The 18,809-nt window shown below is 61.2% G+C and carries 20 protein-coding genes; all 20 read right to left on the bottom strand.

Annotation, left to right across the window (positions count from 1 at the left end; translation table 11 throughout):
* Nucleotide 1: 1 nt before the first annotated feature.
* The 20 genes from fliR to NF676_RS08030 all read right to left on the bottom strand — a co-directional run bounded on the left by fliR (nt 2) and on the right by NF676_RS08030 (nt 18,730).
* Nucleotides 2-787: a flagellar biosynthetic protein FliR gene (gene fliR, locus NF676_RS08125; RefSeq protein WP_073472764.1), complete on the bottom strand. Its 786-nt coding sequence runs from the start codon at nt 785-787 to the stop codon at nt 2-4.
* A 3-nt stretch (nt 788-790) separates the two neighbouring features.
* Nucleotides 791-1,060 carry a flagellar biosynthesis protein FliQ gene (gene fliQ / locus NF676_RS08120; RefSeq protein WP_016771067.1) on the bottom strand — a complete coding sequence of 90 codons (270 nt, stop codon included), beginning with the start codon at nt 1,058-1,060 and terminating at the stop codon, nt 791-793.
* A complete protein-coding gene (gene fliP, locus NF676_RS08115; protein ID WP_016771068.1) occupies nt 1,057-1,815 on the bottom strand; it encodes a flagellar type III secretion system pore protein FliP in 759 nt (252 codons plus the stop codon). The genes fliQ and fliP overlap by 4 nt, the downstream gene beginning before the upstream one ends.
* Nucleotides 1,815-2,267, bottom strand: a complete 453-nt coding sequence (gene fliO, locus NF676_RS08110; protein ID WP_016771069.1) for a flagellar biosynthetic protein FliO — start codon at nt 2,265-2,267, stop codon at nt 1,815-1,817. The genes fliP and fliO overlap by 1 nt, the downstream gene beginning before the upstream one ends.
* Entirely contained in the window at nt 2,268-2,726 is a 459-nt protein-coding gene (fliN, locus tag NF676_RS08105; protein ID WP_016771070.1) for a flagellar motor switch protein FliN, read from the bottom strand.
* 55 nt (nt 2,727-2,781) lie between these two features.
* The gene (fliM, locus tag NF676_RS08100) at nt 2,782-3,750 is read right to left on the bottom strand and encodes a flagellar motor switch protein FliM (protein ID WP_003222890.1); all 969 of its coding nucleotides are present in this window, start codon (nt 3,748-3,750) and stop codon (nt 2,782-2,784) included.
* A gap of 9 nt (nt 3,751-3,759) precedes the next feature.
* Complete coding sequence (fliL, locus tag NF676_RS08095) at nt 3,760-4,263, bottom strand: flagellar basal body-associated protein FliL (RefSeq protein ID WP_016771071.1); 504 nt, start codon at nt 4,261-4,263, stop codon at nt 3,760-3,762.
* Between the two features lie 338 nt (nt 4,264-4,601).
* The gene (locus NF676_RS08090; RefSeq protein ID WP_252887507.1) at nt 4,602-5,969 is read right to left on the bottom strand and encodes a flagellar hook-length control protein FliK; all 1,368 of its coding nucleotides are present in this window, start codon (nt 5,967-5,969) and stop codon (nt 4,602-4,604) included.
* 105 nt (nt 5,970-6,074) lie between these two features.
* On the bottom strand, nt 6,075-6,422 hold the full coding sequence (locus tag NF676_RS08085; RefSeq protein ID WP_056783810.1) for an Hpt domain-containing protein: 348 nt from the start codon (nt 6,420-6,422) through the stop codon (nt 6,075-6,077).
* A gap of 30 nt (nt 6,423-6,452) precedes the next feature.
* Nucleotides 6,453-8,156: an ATP-binding SpoIIE family protein phosphatase gene (locus NF676_RS08080; RefSeq protein ID WP_252887506.1), complete on the bottom strand. Its 1,704-nt coding sequence runs from the start codon at nt 8,154-8,156 to the stop codon at nt 6,453-6,455.
* A 5-nt stretch (nt 8,157-8,161) separates the two neighbouring features.
* On the bottom strand, nt 8,162-8,467 hold the full coding sequence (locus tag NF676_RS08075; RefSeq protein ID WP_056783805.1) for an STAS domain-containing protein: 306 nt from the start codon (nt 8,465-8,467) through the stop codon (nt 8,162-8,164).
* 190 nt (nt 8,468-8,657) lie between these two features.
* On the bottom strand, nt 8,658-9,107 hold the full coding sequence (gene fliJ, locus NF676_RS08070; protein ID WP_016771076.1) for a flagellar export protein FliJ: 450 nt from the start codon (nt 9,105-9,107) through the stop codon (nt 8,658-8,660).
* Between the two features lie 6 nt (nt 9,108-9,113).
* Nucleotides 9,114-10,472 (bottom strand): flagellar protein export ATPase FliI, encoded by a 1,359-nt coding sequence (gene fliI, locus NF676_RS08065; protein WP_016771077.1) that lies wholly within the window; start codon nt 10,470-10,472, stop codon nt 9,114-9,116.
* Nucleotides 10,462-11,268 (bottom strand): flagellar assembly protein FliH, encoded by an 807-nt coding sequence (fliH, locus tag NF676_RS08060; RefSeq protein ID WP_041479018.1) that lies wholly within the window; start codon nt 11,266-11,268, stop codon nt 10,462-10,464. Before fliH ends, fliI begins: the two co-directional genes overlap by 11 nt.
* Before the next feature lie 4 nt (nt 11,269-11,272).
* A complete protein-coding gene (fliG, locus tag NF676_RS08055; RefSeq protein ID WP_016771079.1) occupies nt 11,273-12,292 on the bottom strand; it encodes a flagellar motor switch protein FliG in 1,020 nt (339 codons plus the stop codon).
* On the bottom strand, nt 12,285-14,072 hold the full coding sequence (gene fliF / locus NF676_RS08050) for a flagellar basal-body MS-ring/collar protein FliF (RefSeq protein WP_041479017.1): 1,788 nt from the start codon (nt 14,070-14,072) through the stop codon (nt 12,285-12,287). The genes fliG and fliF overlap by 8 nt, the downstream gene beginning before the upstream one ends.
* A gap of 14 nt (nt 14,073-14,086) precedes the next feature.
* Complete coding sequence (fliE, locus tag NF676_RS08045) at nt 14,087-14,416, bottom strand: flagellar hook-basal body complex protein FliE (protein ID WP_016771081.1); 330 nt, start codon at nt 14,414-14,416, stop codon at nt 14,087-14,089.
* A gap of 128 nt (nt 14,417-14,544) precedes the next feature.
* Complete coding sequence (locus tag NF676_RS08040) at nt 14,545-15,927, bottom strand: sigma-54-dependent transcriptional regulator (RefSeq protein WP_252887505.1); 1,383 nt, start codon at nt 15,925-15,927, stop codon at nt 14,545-14,547.
* A 5-nt stretch (nt 15,928-15,932) separates the two neighbouring features.
* On the bottom strand, nt 15,933-17,144 hold the full coding sequence (locus NF676_RS08035) for a sensor histidine kinase (protein ID WP_252887504.1): 1,212 nt from the start codon (nt 17,142-17,144) through the stop codon (nt 15,933-15,935).
* A gap of 110 nt (nt 17,145-17,254) precedes the next feature.
* On the bottom strand, nt 17,255-18,730 hold the full coding sequence (locus tag NF676_RS08030; protein WP_041479014.1) for a sigma-54 dependent transcriptional regulator: 1,476 nt from the start codon (nt 18,728-18,730) through the stop codon (nt 17,255-17,257).
* Between the last annotated feature and the right edge of the window lie 79 nt (nt 18,731-18,809).

Below are 18,809 nucleotides of genomic sequence, written 5' to 3'. Positions count from 1 at the left end.
CTCAGCGCGCCCGTGCCAGTTCGCGTAGCAACTGCAAGGCCTCGCTGGCCAGCGGTTGATACTGGTTGAGAATGTCCGCAAGCCCCACCCAGACGATGAACAGGCCGAGCACCAGGGTCAGCGGAAAACCGATCGAGAAGATGTTCAGTTGCGGCGCGGCGCGGGTCATCACGCCGAAGGCGATGTTGACCACCAACAGTGCGGTGACGGCCGGCAACACCAGCAGCAATGCGGCGCCGAGGACCCAGCCGAGTTTGCCGGCCAGTTCCCAGTAATGCGCGACCATCAAACCGCCGCCGACCGGCAGCGTGGTGAAGCTTTCAGTGAGGACTTCGAATACCACCAGATGGCCGTTCATTGACAGGAACAGCAGCGTCACCAGCATGGTGAAAAACTGCCCGATCACCGCCACCGAAACGCCGTTGGTAGGGTCGATCATCGAGGCGAAGCCCATGCCCATCTGCACCGCGACAATCTGCCCGGCGACGGCGAAGGCTTGGAAGAACAATTGCAGGGAAAAGCCGAGCACGGCGCCGACCAGAATCTGCTCGCCGATCAGCAGCAGGCCGCTGAGATCCAGCGGGCTGACGGCGGGCATCGGCGGCAGCGCCGGGGTGATGACCACGGTGATCGCCACGGCGAAATACAGGCGCACGCGGCGCGGAATCAGGGTGGTGCCGAACACCGGCATGACCATCAGCATCGACGCCACGCGAAACAGCGGCAACATGAACGACGCCACCCAGGTGCTGATCTGGGTGTCGGTCAGCTGAAGCAGCGATTGCATGGCTTAGCCGATGACCATCGGAATGTTTTTGTACAGCTGGATGATGTATTCCATGAACGTCTGCACGATCCACGGACCGCCGATGATCAGGGTCACCAGCATCACCAGCAGACGCGGCAGGAAGCTCAGGGTCTGTTCGTTGATCTGCGTGGCGGCCTGGAACATGGACACCAGCAGGCCGACCAAAAGGCTCGGCACCACCAGGATGGCGACCATCATGGTGGTCAGCCACAGGGCTTCACGAAAGATATCGACCGCGACTTCCGGCGTCATGGCGAAACACCTCCAAAACTGCTGGCCAGAGTACCGATGATCAGCGCCCAGCCATCGACCAGCACGAACAGCATGATCTTGAACGGCAGCGAGATGATCAGCGGCGAGAGCATCATCATACCCATGGCCATCAGCACGCTCGCCACGACGAGGTCGATGATCAGGAACGGAATGAAGATCATGAAGCCGATCTGGAAGGCGGTTTTAAGCTCGGAAGTCACGAACGCCGGCACCAGAATGGTCAACGGCGCCTGATCCGGGCTGGCAATGTCGGTGCGCTTGGACAGGCGCATGAACAGCTCCAGATCGCTGGTGCGGGTCTGCGCGAGCATGAAGTCCTTGATCGGCACCTGAGCCTTTTCCACCGCTTGCTGGGCGGTGAGGGTTTCCGCCAGATACGGTTGCAGCGCGTCGTTGTTCACCCGGTCGAACACCGGCGCCATGATGAACAGCGTCAGGAACAGCGCCATGCCGGTGAGGATCTGGTTCGACGGCGTCTGTTGCAGGCCGAGGGCCTGACGCAGGATCGAGAAGACGATGATGATCCGCGTGAAGCTGGTCATCAGGATGACCGCCGCTGGAATAAAGCTCAGCGCGGTCATGATCAGCAGGATCTGCAGACTGACCGAATATTCCTGCGCGCCGTCGGCATTAGTGCCCAGCGTGATCGCCGGGATAGACAACGGATCGGCGGCGAACGCCAGCGGCGCGGCCAGCAACAAGACCAGCGTCAAGACGATGCGGAGCGCACCCATTACTTCGTATCCTTTTGATCCTTGCCAAGAATCTTCAGCAGATGCTGAGCAAATTCCGGCGTCGCTTTTTCACTGGCGGTGGGGACTTCGACCGGCTCTTTGAGCACGTGCAGCGCGGTGATGGTGCCGGGGCTGAGGCCGAGCAGAATCTGCTCGTTGCCGACCTGCACCAGCATCAAGCGGTCACGCGGACCGAGCGCGCGTGAGCCGATCAGCTCGATCACCTGGCCCTTGCCGGCCGGCCCCGCCTGCTGCACGCGGCGCAGCAGCCAGGCGAGGAAGAAAATCAAACCCAGCACCAGCAGCAAACCGAACACCAGTTGTGTCAACTGACCGGCCACGCCGCTATTGACCATTGGCGCGGTGGCGGCAGGCGCGGCAGTGGTTGCGCCCGGCTCGGCAGCCAGCACGCTCAACGGCCATGCCAGCAGCACCCAGAGAAACCTTTTCACTCAGCGCAGCTTCTTGATGCGTTCGCTTGGGCTGATCACGTCGGTCAGGCGGATGCCGAACTTCTCGTTGACCACCACTACTTCGCCGTGGGCGATCAAGGTGCCGTTGACCAGCACGTCGAGCGGCTCACCGGCCAGACGATCAAGCTCGATCACCGAACCCTGGTTGAGTTGCAGCAGGTTGCGGATGTTGATGTCGGTACTGCCGACTTCCATCGAGATCGACACCGGGATGTCGAGGATCACGTCCAGGTTCGGACCGTCGAGGGTCACCGGATCATTGTTCTTCGGCACGCTGCCGAACTCTTCCATCGGCAGACGGTTGGAGCTGGAAGTGCCGGCGTCGGCGGCCAGCAGTGCATCGATGTCAGCCTGGCCGGCGTCACCGGTTTCTTCCAGGGCCGCAGCCCATTCATCGGCCAGTGCCTGGTCGTCCTGCGCGTTCATATCGTCGTTCATCATGTGTCCTCGGCGGGCAACAATTCGGTTAAATACGGGGGTGAAAAGCGCCGCCTCAGCGACGCTCGATCGGCTCGATCACCTGCAACGCGAGGTTGCCTTTGTGCGAGCCCATCTTGACCTTGAAGGCCGGCACGCCGTTGGCGCGCATGATCATGTCTTCCGGCATCTCGACCGGGATCACATCCCCCGGTTGCATGTGCAGGATGTCGCGCAGCTTCAACTGGCGGCGGGCCACGGTGGCGCCGATCGGCACGTCGACATCGAGCACGTCCTGGCGCAGGGCGTTGACCCAGCGCTCGTCCTGATCGTCGAGGTCGGACTGGAAACCGGCGTCGAGCATCTCGCGCACTGGCTCGATCATCGAGTACGGCATGGTCACGTGCAGATCGCCGCCACCGCCATCGAGTTCGATGTGGAAGGTGGAGACCACAATTGCTTCGCTCGGGCCGACGATGTTGGCCATGGCCGGGTTCACTTCCGAGTTGATGTACTCGAAATTGACTTCCATGATCGCCTGCCAGGCTTCTTTCAGATCGACGAAAGCCTGCTCGAGCACCATGCGCACTACGCGCAACTCGGTCGGGGTGAACTCACGCCCTTCGATCTTGGCGTGACGGCCGTCACCACCGAAGAAGTTGTCCACCAGCTTGAACACCAGTTTGGCGTCGAGGATGAACAGCGCGGTGCCGCGCAGCGGTTTGATCTTGACCAGGTTGAGGCTGGTCGGCACGTACAGCGAGTGCACGTATTCGCCGAACTTCATCACCTGCACGCCACCGACAGCCACGTCCGCCGAGCGGCGCAGCATGTTGAACATGCTGATGCGGGTGTAGCGGGCAAAGCGCTCGTTGATCATTTCCAGCGTCGGCATGCGTCCACGGACGATGCGATCCTGGCTGGTCAGGTCGTAGCTTTTGACACTGCCGGGTTCGGCAGCATTATCGGTCTGTACCAGACCATCATCGACGCCATGCAGCAGCGCATCGATTTCATCCTGGGACAGCAGATCCTGCACGGCCATGTCGTGTTCCTACTGCAGTACGAAATTAGTGAAAAGCAACTGTTCGATGACCACTTTGCCCAGTTCTTTCTGCGCCACTTCCTGGACGCTGGCGGTGGCCTTCTGGCGCAACATCTCCTGGCCGACCGGGGTCGCCAGTGTGGCGAAATCCTGACCGGAGAAGAGCATTACCAGGTTGTTGCGGATAACCGGCATGTGCACTTTGAGCGCGTCCAGATCGGCCTGATTCCGCGCCAGCATGGTGATGCTCACCTGCATGTAGCGCTGACGGCCGTTCTGGTTGTAGTTGGCCACGAAGGCCGGCGCCATCGGCTCGAAAATCGCCGCCTGCTTGCCGACCGGCGCTGCTTCAGCGGCCTCGGCAGGCTTGCTTTGCGCGCCGTGCATGAAGAACCAGGTCGCCCCGACGGATGCACCAATGGCCACCAGCAACGCCAGCACGATCACGATGATCAGCTTGAGTTTGCCTTTGGTTGCGGGGTCTTTTACTGCTGCAGCTTCGCTCTTCGCCATGCCAATAATCCGTCACTAATCGGGGGTTTCACAGTCGCACGGCAAGGCAAGAGCAAGTGTTATGCCAGAAGTGTCGGAGGTCGAGAACGACGCTAAAGTCAAAAGCACCCTCACCCCAGCCCTCTCCCGGAGGGAGAGGGGGCCGACCGAGATGTAATGGGGCTGGACATCGACCTGCACAACCGAGGTGATTGCAAGTTCAGGGCGGGAATCAACAGGTCGCCGAATGTCGAACGGATTCAGCGATGCTCGTTCAGGTCGGCGTAGTTCTTCAAGATTCCCCAATCGGTCCCCTCTCCCTCTGGGAGAGGGCTAGGGTGAGGGGGCTCTTGATTTGCTCAGGCGTAATAGTCGACCGCGCTGCTGCCAATTACGCTGGTAGTCTGCGCCGCCACTTCAGCGACAGTAGCCGGTGCCAATTCCTCATCCGCCGAATCCAAGCGGCCACCCGCAGCGCTGGTCCGGCCACTCTGCCCCTGCGGCGCCTGTTCCTGACCTTGCTGACCCTGCCAGCCACGGTTCTGGTCGGCGACATTGACATCCACCTGGCCCATGCCCTGCTGGTTGAACATGTCGCGCAGGCGGTGCATCTGGCTGTCGAGCGCTTCACGCACGCTCGGGTGCGCGCTCATGAAGGTGACCTGGGTCTGCTGATCGGGAACCATGTTCACGCGGATATCCAGACGCCCCAGCTCCGCCGGTTGCAACTGAATGTCGGCGGCCTTCAGGTTGACGCTGGACAGGTACATGACGCGGTTGACCACTTCTTCGGTCCAGCCGCTCTGGTGCATGGCGATCGGCTGATTCACCGGCAGCGCATTGGCGGTTTTCGGCGTAGCGGCCTGGGTCAGTGCCGCCAGACGGTTGGCGAAGTCATCGACGCGGGTGTCGCTGGTAGCCGATTTCAGATCCTTCAGACCATCGTCGATCAGCCCGCTGAAAGCTTGTTCGCCGCCCTGACTGGTGCTGTCCTTGTCGGCCTGCACGTCGAGCATGCTGGCCATGCCGGCGGCAAAGTTCTGCGCGGCGGTCAATTCACCGTCAGCCTGAGCTTGAGCAGGCGTGGCTTTCGGTTGCGCCTGACTGGCGGCGGAAATATGCCCGCCCTGCTCCATCGCCATGCGCACGGCCGGCATCGAGTCGAGCGGGTCGGCCGATGGATCGAAATCGCTGTCGGTTGCCGCCGGATCTTTGACCATGCCCGACACGACCGCCAATGCAGGCGTCTCGGTTTCCGGCTGGGCTGGCGTGGCGACTGTTGGCGTTTGCACCACAGGCGCTGCCACCAACGGCTGAACGACTTGCGCCAAGGCCGGATCAAGGGCCGGGTCTACAGGCGCGGCATCGGCCACAGGGGTTTGTATGGTTTCAGCGGTGTCATCGGCAGTGGCAGTCGCGTCGTCGCTCGCCGCCGCTTTGTCGGCAGGCAACGCTTTGCCGCTATCGGCAACTGCTGGCTGGGGCGCGGCAGACTGCTCTTTGCCGATATCCTTTTTGCCGCTGCTGTCCGCGACCTTATCGCGTGCCGGCTTGACTGAATTGTCAGCGCTCACGGCGGGCTTGACCGGCGCCTGATCGGCGAACACTTTGGCGAAGCTGGAGGCCTTGTCCCCGGCGTCTGCGGCCATTGCCGACGATTTGGCAGAGGCGGCTTGGGCCTTGGCCTGAGCGGCGGTCTGAAGAAGAATGTTGGGGGTCGCAGGCATGACACGGTCTCCGCTGCACTGGGATCGTAGGTACAGTTGAGCAAGTTGACTGCAAGTGCCGGGCCAGTTTGGCCAGACACTTGCGAAAAGCGCCGGACGGCAGCTTCAGTGGATGTGGGCGTGGTGCTTTTCGCTTTCGTACACCGGACGTACTTCGGCGAATTCAGAATGGATATCGGCGACTAGCTGAGCGAGCGCTTCCGGGCTTTTGTCCTTCGCATTCGACTCCAGGTCCTGGCACAACTCGGCCAGTCGAACCGCGCCCATGTTGCTGGCGCTGCCCTTGAAGCTATGCGCTACATCGGAAAGCGCTTTGGCGCTGGTGCTGTCCTGCAACTCGTGCAGGCGGCTTTGCGAATCTGCCAGAAAAGTCTCCAGCAATTCCGTATAGCCGTCCTCCATCACCTCGCGCAAAGTATCGAGGACTTCGCGATTTACATGTGCGTCTGTCACTTGCTCACTCCTTGATCAAGAATGGGCGGATTATGCCTCAATCTCCCAGAAAAACTCCACGCTGGCACTACGACCTTGGTCCGACCAACTGGCGTTGCGCCCCAGTTGCCGGACCAGACCGATGCCGCGTCCCGACAAGCGGACGTTATCCACGGGCCTTTCCATGACCCGCGCCACATCAAACCCCTTGCCACTGTCATCGACACGAATGACCAGCCGCCCACCCTCGCCTTGCGGTTGCACCTGCAGATGCACGCGCACGAAACCGTCTTGCAGCGCCTCCAACCGCGCCGCGCGCATTTCATAGTAGCGGGCGAAACCTGCCGCATCGCGTTTGAGGCTCGAGTCCAGCCCGAGCACGCCATGCTCCAGCCCATTGGAATACAACTCGGCGAGCACGCTGTACAGCGCCCCGCTTTGCGCGCGCAGGCCATGCACCTCAAGCAGCAACTGCAAGAGGAACGGCAATGGATTGAAGCGCCTGAGTGTGGCGCCGCGAAACTCGAAACTGGCCGACCAGTCCAGCGGGCACGACTGGCCGCTGTCGGAATACACCGGCGCTGCGCCGTGGGCCTGCGCCGACTCGAGCAGACTGACTTCGACCATGCTCACATCATCACGGGCCTGCCCACGAAAATCGCGCAACGCTTGCTCGATATCCTCGAATAACCGATCCGGCTCACGGTTCGCCGCAAACACCTGCTGCAAGCGTTCGACGCCGAACAACTGGTCATTGGCATCGCAGGTATCGATCACGCCGTCCGATAACAGAAACACTCGATCATCGACGGCCATCGGATACACATCCGTACGGTCATCGAAGGCTTGCGCGCTGAGAATCCCAAGGGGCAAATGCCGCGCCGGCAAGGGCACACGCTCGCCGCTGGCCATGCGGTGCAGGTAACCGTCGGGCATGCCACCATTCCACACCTCCACCGAACGGCTCTGGAAACTCAGACTGAGCAAGGTGGCACAGCAGAACATGTCCACCGGCAGGATGCGCTTGAGCTTGGCGTTCATCTCGCGCAGGGTTTCGGCCAGGCCATAGCCCTTGGCGGTCATCCCATAAAACACTTCGGCCAGCGGCATCGCCCCCACCGCTGCCGGCAAGCCATGCCCGGTGAAATCGCCGAGCATGACGTGCATGTCACCGGCAGGCGTGTACGCCGCCAGCAACAAGTCACCGTTGAACAGCGCATACGGCGATTGCAGGTAACGGATGTTCGGCGCACTCAGGCAACCGGAATGTGCGACCTTGTCGAACACCGCTTTGGCCACGCGTTGTTCGTTGAGTAGATAGTCATGATGTTTTGCGATCAGATCACGCTGCTGCAGGACCGTTGCCTGAAGGCGCCGCAAGCGATCCATCGCCTTGATTTTGGCGGCAAGGATCACCTGGTTGTACGGCTTCGCCAGAAAATCGTCGCCGCCAGCCTCCAGACACCGAGCCAGCGCTTCACTCTCGGTCAGCGACGTGAGGAAAATGATCGGCACCAACGCTTCACCCGCCAGCGCCTTGATCTGCCGCGCCGCTTCGAAGCCGTCCATCACCGGCATCAGCGCGTCCATCAACACCAGATCGGGTTGTTGCTGCTGGAAGCATTCGACCGCCTCCGCACCATTGACCGCTGTCAGCACCTGATGACCTTGACGGCGGACAATGGTCGACAGCAGCAGCCGGTCGGCGGCGCTGTCTTCGGCGATAAGAATGGTCAGCGGCTCTTGCGCCTGCATGGGCGTCAACTGATGTCGAAGAGTTTGTCGAAGTTGGAAATCGCGAGGATTTTCTTCACATCGGAGCTGCTGTTGACGACGCGGATATCCGAATTGTCGCCACCGGCGTGATCACGCAGCAGAAGCAGCATGCCCAGCGCAGAGCTGTCGAGGTAAGTGGCCTCTTTGAGATCGACCACGATGGATTCGGGTTTGTGTGGGAGCCGTTCATACGACTCGCGAAATTCCTGATGGCGACCGAAATCGAACCGGCCTTTGACGGCGATCGTGAGCTTTTTCTGGTCTGGAGAGACTTCTGTAACGACTGACATTGACTGGCTTCCTTGTCATTGACGAACCTGTACAAGGTTTAGCACCTGGATAGGCTTGGGGCAAGGCGCAACAGTGGAACAAGTGTGGGAGCGAGCCTGCTCGCGAAGGCATTCTGTCAGTTGACTACAGGATTGACTGACACGGCGCTTTCGCGAGCAGGCTCGCTCCCACAGGGTTTGGCGGTGAGGTTTAGAAGGCATCACGCCTTGGCAACCGCTGCGACAGTTCATCGAGCAGCTTCTGCTCCCGCTTGTCTTCCAAGCGTTGCGCTTCATCACGATAGCGCTGCACCAGTTTGCGCAAGCCCTCGACGCGGGCGAATGCCTGTTGCCACTCTTCACGCGCCTTGTCGAGCTTGTTCTGGTGCCAGACCAGGCTCTGCCGTTGCTGGTCGACGGCGGTGTCGAGTTGCGCCAGGAAACCCTGAAAACCCAGCAGCCATTGCCCGGTCACGCCGGTGCTGCCGCGCACGATCCATTGCTGCGAGTAATCCAGACGAAAGGCATTGAGGTCGGCCAGTTTGCTTTCGGCAACTTTGACCTGGCCCTGAAAGTAGGCGAGGCGCTGCACGGCGGCTTTCTCGGCCTTCTCGGCCATGTCCACCACCGGTGCCAGGCGCGCAGCGCGGCTGACGGCCATGGCCGGTTACCCGCCCGCCGCAGGGGCGAACAGGGTTTCCAGATAGGCCTGGCTTTCACCCAGATTGATTTTGTCGTTGAGGCCCTGGCGCTGATACCTGACCAACTGCGGTTGCAGGGAAATCGCCAGATCGGTCTCGCGATCGCCACCGGCCACATAGGCACCGACGCTGATCAGATCGCGGCTCTGCTGATAGCGTGACCAGAGCTGTTTGAAATACTGCGCGCGCTGCATGTGATCCGGCGAAACCACCGCCGGCATCACCCGGCTGATCGACGCTTCGATGTCGATCGCCGGATAGTGGCCTTCCTCGGCGAGGCGCCGCGACAGGACGATGTGGCCGTCGAGCACGCCCCGCGCCGAGTCGGCAATCGGGTCCTGCTGGTCATCGCCTTCGGACAGTACGGTGTAGAACGCCGTGATCGAGCCACCGCCCTTCTCCGCGTTACCGGCGCGCTCCACCAGTTTCGGCAGCTTGGCGAACACCGAAGGCGGATAGCCCTTGGTTGCTGGCGGTTCGCCGATGGCCAGAGCGATTTCGCGCTGGGCCTGGGCGAAACGGGTCAGCGAGTCCATCAGCAGCAGAACGTTCTTGCCCTTGTCGCGGAAATACTCGGCGATGCGCGTGCAATACATCGCGGCACGCATACGCATCAGCGGTGCATCGTCCGCTGGCGAGGCAACCACCACAGAACGCTTGAGGCCTTCTTCACCGAGAATGTGTTCGATGAATTCCTTAACTTCGCGACCACGCTCACCGATCAGGCCGACGACGATGATGTCGGCCTCGGTGAAGCGGGTCATCATGCCCAACAGCACCGATTTACCGACACCGGTACCGGCGAACAGACCCAGACGCTGGCCACGGCCGACCGTCAGCAAACCGTTGATGCAACGGATGCCGACGTCCAGCGGTACGCTGATCGGGTCACGGTTGAGCGGGTTGATGGTCGGGCCGTCCATCGGCACCCAATCTTCGGCCTTCATCCCACCCTTGCCGTCCAGCGCGCGGCCGGCACCGTCAAGAACACGGCCGAGCATGCTCATGCCCATCGGCAAACGACCGGTGTCGGCCAGCGGCACCACGCGCGCGCCCGGGGCAATCCCGGCGACGCTGCCGACCGGCATCAGAAAGACTTTGCTGCCGGAAAAACCCATGACTTCCGCTTCCACCTGAGACGGATGGTAGCTGTCGTCATTGATCACCATGCAGCGGGTGCCCATGGCGGCGCGCAGGCCTTCGGCTTCGAGGGTCAGGCCAACCATGCGCAGCAGCCGACCTTCAAGGATCGGCGCGCCGGCAATCTCGGTGGCCTCGGCGTAGGTGCTCAGGCGCTTGGCGAAACTGGTGCGTTCAAGGCGCATCGCTGGCGTCCGCGCGCGGCTCGTCAGAGTCGACAGCCGCTGGGGTGTCTTCGGGAATGTCCAGACTCAAGTCAGGCGCTGCCGGATGCAGAGCCTGCTCGTGCAACTGGTCGAACAGCTTGGCCATGACCTGGGTCACCCGCGATTCGACGCTGGCGTCGATGCGGCTGTGCTCGGTTTCAACCCGGCAGCCGCCCGGCAACAGCGACTCGTCTTCGACGATGCGCCAGGTTTCTTCGTGGCGTTCGCGCAGGGCTTTGACCTGGGCGAAATCCTGCGGATTAACGTACAGGCGCACGTTTTCCACGCCCAGCGGCAACAGCTTGAGGGCATCGCGCATGACGTGTTCGATCTGTGTCGAGTCGATGGCCAGTTCGCGCTTGATCACCTGCTTGGTGATGTGTTGCACGAGGTCAACCAGCGACTTTTCAATCTGGGTGTCTTGCTCGGCGATCGGTTCGAACAGGTTGGCCATCAGCAGCTCAAGGCTGGCGATTTTCGCCGCCAGCGCCGTTTCTGCTTCCTGACGCACCTTCAGCGTGGTGCTGTGAAAACCTTCCTTTTCACCAATGGCGAAGCCCTCGTTGTAAGCCTCCTGACGGATGCTTTCGAGTTCTTCCAGGGTCAGTGGCTGGACTTCTTCCAGCGGCACTTCTTCCATTTCCGGCGGTTCGGGTTCCGGCTCCGGCTCGGGTTCCGGTTTCGGCGGGTCGAAGCTGGGCAGCGCCCAGGATTCGAAACCACGAACATCACGGGCGCGGATCAGATCCGTCACAGACTCGTCAGGCTTATCCATGGGCTTAGATCATTTCCTCGCCGCCCTTGCCACCGAGCACGATCTCGCCGGCTTCGGCCATACGACGGGCAATAGTGAGGATCTCCTTCTGCGCGGTTTCGACGTCGCTGACGCGCACCGGGCCTTTCGCCTCGAGGTCGTCGCGCAACAGTTCGGCGGCACGCTTGGACATGTTCTTGAAGATCTTTTCCTTGACGCCCTCGTCCGAGCCTTTGAGGGCCAGCACCAGCACATCGGAAGAGACTTCGCGCAACAGCGCCTGAATGCCACGGTCGTCGACGTCGGCAAGGTTGTTGAACACGAACATGAGGTCTTCGATCTGACCGGACAGGTCTTCGTCGACTTCGCGGATCGAGTCCATGAGCTGGCCTTCGATCGAGCTGTCGAGGAAGTTCATGATGTCGGCCGCACGCTTGATGCCACCCAGGGTGGTGCGCGAGGCGTTCGAGTTGCCGGAGAACTGTTTCTCGAGAATCTGGTTGAGTTCTTTCAAGGCGGCCGGTTGCACGGTGTTCAACGACGAGACGCGCAGGATGATGTCCAGACGCACTTTGTGGTCGAAGTTGCCGAGCACTTCACCGGCCTGATCCGGGTCGAGGTACGCGACCACGATCGCCTGAATCTGCGGGTGTTCGTAACGGATGACGTCGGCGACTGCGCGCGGCTCCATCCATTTCAGGCTGTCGAGGCCACTGGTGTTGCCACCGAGCAGGATGCGGTCGATCAGGCCGTTGGCCTTGTCTTCGCCCAGGGCCTGGGTAAGCATCTTGCGTACGTAGTCGTCGGATCCGACGCCGAGACTGGTCTGATCGCCGACGATGTCGACGAACTCGCTCATCACCTGCTCGACCTGTTCGCGATGGACGTTGCCCATCTGCGCCATGGCCACGCCGACGCGCTGAACCTCTTTGGGCCCCATGTGGCGCAGCACTTGCGCAGCATCGGTCGAACCCAGGGACAGCAGCAGAATCGCGGCTTTGTCGACCTTGGTCAGTTTGACGGTGGCGGCTCGGTTATCACTCATCTGCGTTAATCCACTCTTTCACGACCTGGGCCACGCGACCCGGGTCTTCAGCTACCAGACTCTTGATTGCATTCAGCTGCGCGTCATAACCCTCGCTCGGGCTCGGCAACAGAATGCTCTGCGGACCACCGAGGCTCACGCGGTCGTTGGCCAGTTCGCCGTCCAGGCCGCCCATGCCACCGAGTTCCACGTCGCTGCCCAGACCGGCCAGCTCCTTGCCTTTGCCACCGCCGGTGATGTTGTTGAGCACCGGACGCAGCACACCAAACACCAGTACGAGGATGAACAGCACACCCAGCACTTGTTTGACGATGTCCCAGAACCATGGCTGGGAGTAGAACGGAATATCGGCAATCACTTCGCCGCGCTCGGCGGAGAACGGCATGTTGATCACGCTGACGCTGTCGCCACGGCTGGCGTCGAAACCGACCGCGTCCTGCACCAGACGGGTGAAGCGCGCCAATTCGTCGGCGCTCCACGGCGCACGGCTGGTTTCGCCGTTGGCCGGGTTGATCTTGACCTGATCGTCGACCACCACCGACACCGACAGGCGATTGAGACGGCCCTGCTGCTGCTTGGTGTGGCTGATCGAACGGTCGAGTTCGAAGTTCTTGGTCGATTGTTGACGCTTGTCGGCCGGGTACGGCGCGAGCATCGGCTGGCCGGTGGCCGGGTCCATGATCTGCTGGCCGTTGGCATCAACCAAAGGCTGACCTGGCTGAATCATTCCGGCCGGTGCGGCGGTGCCACCGGTGGTCTGCGGCGCCGAGGCAGGCGACGGCGGCTGGTTGCTCAGGGCACCCGGCACACCTTGCGGGCCATTGCTGGCGGTGCGTTGTTCGTTGACCGACTGCTCGCTGCGCAACGCCGGTTGGTCCGGGTTGAACTGCTCGGCGGTCGATTCGACGGCACTGAAATCGACGTCGGCGGAGACTTCAGCCTTGTAACGATCGTTGCCCAGTACCGGTTGCAGAATGTTGTGCACGCGCTGGGTGAGCATGCTTTCCATGCGGCGGCTGTAATCGAACTGCTTGCCGGCCATGGTCATTTCCGAGTTCTCCGCCTGATCGGAGAGCAGGTTGCCCTTTTGATCGACGACGGTGATCTGCGATTTGCTCAACTCGGGCACGGAAGTCGCGACCAGGTTGATGATCGCCACCACCTGACCCGGCTCCAGCGAACGCCCGCTGTACAGCTCGACCAGTACCGAAGCGCTCGGCTTGCGCTCGTCACGGACGAACACCGAACTCTTCGGAATGGCCAGATGCACGCGGGCACCCTTGACGTTGTTCAGGCTGGAGATGGTCCGCGCCAGTTCGCCTTCGAGGCCGCGACGATAACGGGTCGCTTCCATGAACTGGCTGGTGCCCAGACCCTGTTCCTTGTCGAGGATTTCGAAACCGATGTTGCCGTCGCTGGGAGTGACACCAGCGGCAGCGAGTTTCATCCGCGCACGGGACAGGTCGTCGGCCTTGACCAGCAAGGCGCCGGAATTGGGTTCTACGTTATAGGGAATGTCAGCGGCGGCCAGGGTTTCCATGACCTGCTTGGCGTCCATGCCGGCAAGGCTGCCGTACAGTGGACGGTAATCCGGCTGCTGCGACCACAGCACCACGGCAAAGCCAATCGCCACGCTCGCCGCCAGACCGACCAACAGGCCGACCTGACGCAGCACGGTCATCTGGGAAAGGTTTTCCAGAAAGGACAGGCCGAACAGCGGCGGTTTGCCGTCGATCGGGGTGGCCTTGGCCGGAACGTTATCAGCGACTGCTTCTGCCATGACTTATTTCGCCCTTAAACCGGCATCTGCATGATGTCTTGGTAAGCCTGGACCAGCTTGTTGCGCACCTGGGTCAGAGCCTGGAACGACACGCTGGCTTTTTGCGACGCAATCATGACGTCAGTCAGGTCGACACCGCTCTTGCCGATCTCGAACGCGTTGGCCAGTTGAGTCGACGCCTGCTGGGTATCGCTGACTTTATTGATCGCCTGACCGAGCATGTCGGAAAAGCTGCTGCCCGCGATTTCAGGGACAGCGGCAGTCGATTTACGCGCAGACATGGCATCCACTTTCATGGCCTGCATGTCCATCATCAACCGATTAAATTCAATACCTTGGCTCATGGTCTACTCTCTTGGGCGGCCCGCAATTTTTTGACACTCACTCGGCGGGTACACAGGTATTAGCAACAAGGGTGCCAGCTAGTGGGCACCCTTCTGAGAAAAGCATCTGGAATGTTTTGCAGCATCGATCAGGTGGCGAACAGATAACCTTCGACATCCATCCCGGCATCGCGCATTTGCGCCAGTTTGTAGCGCAGGGTGCGCGGGCTGATGCCGAGCTTTTCGGCAGCTTCCTTGCGTCGGCCACGCTCGGCGCGCAGGGTGTCGATGATCATCTGAAACTCCCGGCGGCGCAGGTCATCGCCCAGCGCGCCGGAAGAATCCGCCTCGATTTCCACCTCGCGGATCACCGGTGCCGTGATCGGCAACGGCGCAAATGTCACCGCACCGCTCAGGCAGAAATCCTGCGGCTGAATCAAACCGCCCTGCTGCAGAATCAACGCGCGCTGAATGGCGTTGTCCAGTTCACGTACATTGCCTGGCCACGGATACGCGGTCAGGCAAGCTTGAGCTTCGGCGGACAGCTTCGCTGCTGCGTGCTTCATTTTATTGACGTGTTTGGCCAGCAACTTTTCCGCCAGCGGCAGGATATCGGCAGTGCGTTCGCGAAGTGGACGCCAAGCCAGAGGGAAAACCGACAAGCGGTAAAACAGGTCTTCGCGAAAACGCCCCGCCGCCACTTCACCGGCCAGATCGCGGTTGGTCGTGGCGACCACGCGAATATCCAGACTGATCGGCTTGCGCGCGCCCACTCGCTCCACTTCACGCTCTTGCAGAACGCGCAGCAACTTGGCTTGCAGGGCCAGGGGCATTTCGGAAATTTCGTCGAGCAGAATGGTGCCGCCGTCCGCCTGCTCGAACTTGCCGGCCTGCGAAGCGATGGCGCCGGTGAACGAGCCCTTCTCATGGCCGAACAGTGTTGCTTCGAGCATGTTGTCGGGAATCGCCGCGCAGTTGATCGCAATAAACGGCTGGCTCGCCCGTCGCGATTGCTGGTGAATGTAGCGCGCCAGCACTTCTTTACCGGTGCCGGACTCGCCGGAGATCAACACAGTCGAGTCACTGCGCGCGACCCGTGCCGCCAGCTCAAGCAACTGCGCACTGGCCGGTTCAACGGCGACGGGGCCTTCCGCTTCGCCAGCATCAATGCAGCCCAGCGCATGCCGCGCCACCAGATCGAGCAATGCCTTGGGCTCAAACGGCTTGACCAGATAATCCGCCGCGCCTTGGCGCATCGCATCGACCGCACGCTCGACGGCGCCGTGGGCGGTCATCAATAGCACCGGCAATTGCGGCTGGCGTGCGCGCAGCAACGCAAGCAATTGATGACCGTCCATGCCCGGCATGTTGACGTCGCTGACCACCAGGCTGAAAGCTTGCTGCGCGACGGCCGTCAGCGCTTCTTCGGCGCTGCCGACGGCGTGATAGTCGTGGCCGGCGAGCAGCAGCGTATCGGCCAGCGCCTCGCGCAACGAACGGTCATCCTCGACCAGCAACACCTTGATGCCCATGACGTTTATTCAACTCCTTGTGCAGCGGAAAACAGCGGCAGACTGACCTGCGCGCAAGTGCCGCGCCCGACTCGCGAACGCAGGGTCAATTCTCCCTGATGCGCACGGGCCACCGCTTTGACCACGGTCAGGCCGAGGCCGGTGCCGGTGACCTTGGTAGTAAAAAAAGGCTCGCCGAGGCGCGCCAAAACTGTCGGCTCAATGCCGCTGCCGCTGTCGCTGACACACAGACGCAGGGTGTTGCCTCTGGTGTAGCAATGCACTTTCAGGCGCGCTTCGCCAGCGCTGGCCTGAATGGCGTTTTCAATCAGATTCAGTAATGCGCCGACCAGTGTGTCGCGGTTGCACAGCAACTCACCGGCATGGCTGTCGCACTGCCAGCGGATCGGCAGGTCCTGCACATGGGTCAGCGCCGCAGCCTGCAGCGACTGCATCAAGGCACCGGGCGTGAGGCGGTCGGTCAGCGGCAATTCACCGCGAGCGAACACCAGCATGTCGCGCACTTGATGTTCGAGCTCGTGCAGACGCTCTTTCAGGCGGCCGGCAAAGCGTTGTTGGGTTTCCACTGGCAGTTGCTGTTCAGTCAAATGACTGGCGTAGAGCAAAGCGGCGGACAGCGGTGTGCGAATCTGGTGGGCCAAGGACGCGACCATCCGACCCAGCGAGGACAAACGCTCGTGCCGTGCCAGTTGATCCTGCAAGTGCCGGGTTTCTGTCAAGTCGTTGAGCAGCACCAACTGCCCCGGCTCGGCATCCAGCGAGCGGGTGGAAATCGACAGGCGTCGACCGTTTTTCAAGGAGATTTCATGACCGTCGTCTTCACGGGGAGCGAAGCAGCGCGCGATCACATGGCGCCAGAGTTCGCCCTCGAGTGGCGAGCCGAGCAGATCGATCGCGGCCGGATTGGCTTCGCGCACCAGACCGTGGCCGTCGATGACGATGACGCCGCCGGGCAACAGGTCGAGGAGGTTTTGCAGGCGATTGGCCAGGCGTTCTTTTTCCGCCAGTTCCTGCATGCGCTGGGCGCTGACCACGGCCAGCTCACCCTTGAGTTCGGTGACCCGCGCTTCGAGCAGGCTGTAGGAGTCGGTCAGCTGGCTCGACATCTGGTTGAACAGCTGGAAGGCCTGCTCAAGTCCCTGACGACTTGCCTGCTCTACGGACGAGGGTTGCCCCACGATATTGGAGGCAGAAGAGATCTGGGAGGCTTGGGGCATTGGGCTCTCTCGCTTGGCTGACCGTCAGTGAAACGGAACGTTGCGAGGGCTGTAGCAATACCCGTGCCTAAAAAAAACCGCTTATAAATGAAGCGCTTGAAAAACAGGCGTCAATCATCCGCCTGTTCATCTCCTCCGGCCCGGCTCATGCCGTACTTGCGCATCTTCTCGACCAAGGTTGTGCGACGGATGCGCAGACGCTCAGCGGCGCGTGCAACAATGCCATTGGCGTCGTCCAGCGCTTGCTGAATCAGGCCCTGCTCCAGGCCCCCGAGGTAATCCTTGAGGTCCAGACCTTCAGGCGGCAGCAGTGCATTGGCGCTGAAGTCCGGCGTATGGCCGTTGATGGCCACGCGTTCTTCCAGATCGCTGCGCAGGCTGTCGACCATCTGCTCGTCTTCGTCGTCGACGTAGCGGAATTTCTTCGGCAACTCGACCACGCCAATCACCCCGTACGGGTGCATGATCGCCATGCGCTCGACCAGGTTGGCCAGCTCGCGGACGTTGCCCGGCCAGCCGTGACGGCACAGCGACATGATCGCCGCCGAGTTGAAACGGATCGAACCGCGCTTCTCGTGCTCCATGCGCGAGATCAGTTCGTTCATCAGCAGCGGGATGTCTTCGACGCGCTCACGCAGTGGCGCCATCTCGATCGGGAACACGTTCAGGCGATAGTAGAGGTCTTCACGGAACGAGCCGATCTCGATCATGCTTTCGAGATTCTTGTGCGTTGCGGCAATGATGCGCACGTCGACGCTCTGGGTCTTGTTGCTGCCCACGCGTTCGAAGGTGCGCTCTTGCAATACGCGCAGCAGCTTGACCTGCATCGGCAGCGGCATGTCGCCGATTTCGTCGAGAAACAGCGTGCCGCCGTTGGCCAGCTCAAAGCGCCCGGCACGGCTGGTGATCGCGCCAGTGAAGGCGCCCTTCTCGTGGCCGAACAGTTCGCTTTCCAGCAGCTCTGCCGGGATCGCCCCGCAGTTGACCGGCACGAATGGCGCGTCGCGGCGTTTGGAGTGGTAGTGCAGGTTGCGCGCGACCACTTCCTTGCCGGTGCCGGACTCGCCGAGGATCAGCACGCTGGCGTCGGTGTCGGCCACTTGCTGCATCATCTGCCGGACGTGCTGAATCGCACGGCTGGTGCCGACAAGACTGCGGAAAAGATTGGGTTCGCGATGACGGCCGCGTTCGCGGGCCTGGTCGTACATTTCGCGATAGACCTGGGCGCGATGCAGCGAATCGAGCAATTTGCTGTAGCTGGGCGGCATTTCCAGGGTCGACAGCACGCGGCGACGCTGGTCTTCAGGCAGGTCAACGGAAGAATTATCGCCCATTAACAAAACCGGAAGGAACTCATCCCAGGTTGCGAGTGTCTTTAGCAAGCCCAAAAGCGCGCCAGGAGCATTAACGGTCCCGATCAGTACGCAAATGACTTCACGACTAGACGACAAAGAGCCGACTGCCTGCTGCCAGTCATGGCTGCCGCAGGGTAAATTTTCTTCGCCAAGAAAATTTAGAATCACCGCCAGGTCGCGGCGGCGGACGCTATCGTCATCGATCAGCAGAATTTTGGTTTCACGCCACATGCAATAGCAACTTCCCTAGTCAACTCAATGCCCGAAAAATGGGGCAAGCGAGACGCTTGCAGGACACCTTGTGCCTGTA

Source organism: Pseudomonas siliginis, from assembly GCF_024072275.1.
GTDB lineage: Bacteria > Pseudomonadota > Gammaproteobacteria > Pseudomonadales > Pseudomonadaceae > Aquipseudomonas > Aquipseudomonas siliginis.
The sequence above is the reverse complement of the archived record's forward strand: the minus strand, read 5'-3'. Positions and strand labels throughout refer to the sequence as shown.

Coding starts and splice junctions, on each gene's coding strand:
- fliM (WP_003222890.1), bottom strand. CDS start 3,750: ATGGCCGTGCAGGATCTGCTGTCCCAGGATGAAATCGATGCGCTGCTG.
- NF676_RS08090 (WP_252887507.1), bottom strand. CDS start 5,969: ATGCCTGCGACCCCCAACATTCTTCTTCAGACCGCCGCTCAGGCCAAG.
- NF676_RS08075 (WP_056783805.1), bottom strand. CDS start 8,467: ATGTCAGTCGTTACAGAAGTCTCTCCAGACCAGAAAAAGCTCACGATC.
- fliN (WP_016771070.1), bottom strand. CDS start 2,726: ATGAACGACGATATGAACGCGCAGGACGACCAGGCACTGGCCGATGAA.
- fliR (WP_073472764.1), bottom strand. CDS start 787: ATGCAATCGCTGCTTCAGCTGACCGACACCCAGATCAGCACCTGGGTG.
- NF676_RS08035 (WP_252887504.1), bottom strand. CDS start 17,144: ATGCCCCAAGCCTCCCAGATCTCTTCTGCCTCCAATATCGTGGGGCAA.
- fliL (WP_016771071.1), bottom strand. CDS start 4,263: ATGGCGAAGAGCGAAGCTGCAGCAGTAAAAGACCCCGCAACCAAAGGC.
- NF676_RS08040 (WP_252887505.1), bottom strand. CDS start 15,927: ATGGGCATCAAGGTGTTGCTGGTCGAGGATGACCGTTCGTTGCGCGAG.
- NF676_RS08080 (WP_252887506.1), bottom strand. CDS start 8,156: ATGCAGGCGCAAGAGCCGCTGACCATTCTTATCGCCGAAGACAGCGCC.
- fliH (WP_041479018.1), bottom strand. CDS start 11,268: ATGGATAAGCCTGACGAGTCTGTGACGGATCTGATCCGCGCCCGTGAT.
- fliG (WP_016771079.1), bottom strand. CDS start 12,292: ATGAGTGATAACCGAGCCGCCACCGTCAAACTGACCAAGGTCGACAAA.
- fliF (WP_041479017.1), bottom strand. CDS start 14,072: ATGGCAGAAGCAGTCGCTGATAACGTTCCGGCCAAGGCCACCCCGATC.
- fliI (WP_016771077.1), bottom strand. CDS start 10,472: ATGCGCCTTGAACGCACCAGTTTCGCCAAGCGCCTGAGCACCTACGCC.
- fliQ (WP_016771067.1), bottom strand. CDS start 1,060: ATGACGCCGGAAGTCGCGGTCGATATCTTTCGTGAAGCCCTGTGGCTG.
- fliJ (WP_016771076.1), bottom strand. CDS start 9,107: ATGGCCGTCAGCCGCGCTGCGCGCCTGGCACCGGTGGTGGACATGGCC.
- fliE (WP_016771081.1), bottom strand. CDS start 14,416: ATGAGCCAAGGTATTGAATTTAATCGGTTGATGATGGACATGCAGGCC.
- NF676_RS08030 (WP_041479014.1), bottom strand. CDS start 18,730: ATGTGGCGTGAAACCAAAATTCTGCTGATCGATGACGATAGCGTCCGC.
- fliP (WP_016771068.1), bottom strand. CDS start 1,815: ATGGGTGCGCTCCGCATCGTCTTGACGCTGGTCTTGTTGCTGGCCGCG.